The following is a 649-nucleotide window of genomic DNA, read 5'->3' as shown; positions in this document are numbered from 1 at the left end:
ATACGGTGATTAATGCAGCAGGCTGTAGTGATAGTGTAAGCAAACCCATTGTTGTATCTGCCTTGCCAGTAATCGCTCCGATAACCGGCCCGGATAGTGTATGTGTAGGTCATACGATAAATCTAAGTGAAGTAACCGCTGGTGGCAGCTGGTTAAGTAATAATAGCGGCATCGCCACCATCACTAATACAGGCCTGGTAACCGGTATTAGTGCCGGCACGGTGCGCATCAGTTATACAGTGATTAATGCAGCAGGTTGTAGTGATAGTGTAAGTAAAACCATTGTTGTATCTGCCTTACCGGTGATTGCTCCTATAGCCGGCCCGGATAGTGTTTGTGTAGGTCATACAATCAATCTAAGTGAAGTAACCGCTGGCGGCAGCTGGTTAAGTAATAATAGCGGTATCGTTACCATTAGCAGTGGAGGCCTGATAACCGGCATTAGTGCCGGCACGGTGCGTATTAGTTATACGGTGATTAATGCAGCAGGTTGTAGTGATAGTGTAAGCAAAACCATTGTTGTATCTGCCTTACCGGTAATCGCTCCGATAACTGGCCCGGATAGTGTATGTGTAGGTCATACAATCAATCTAAGTGAAGTAACCGCTGGTGGCAGCTGGTTAAGTAATAATATTGGTATCGCTACCAT

At 45.8% G+C, this 649-nt stretch carries 1 protein-coding gene; it reads left to right on the top strand.

From position 1 onward, the window contains the following. On the top strand, positions 1-649 hold a 649-nt coding region (locus GD597_RS21690; RefSeq protein ID WP_171610013.1), incomplete at both ends, for an Ig-like domain-containing protein.

The organism is Limnovirga soli, from assembly GCF_013106755.1.
Classification (GTDB): domain Bacteria; phylum Bacteroidota; class Bacteroidia; order Chitinophagales; family Chitinophagaceae; genus Limnovirga; species Limnovirga soli.
This window is presented reverse-complemented; position numbering and strand designations above follow the sequence as displayed.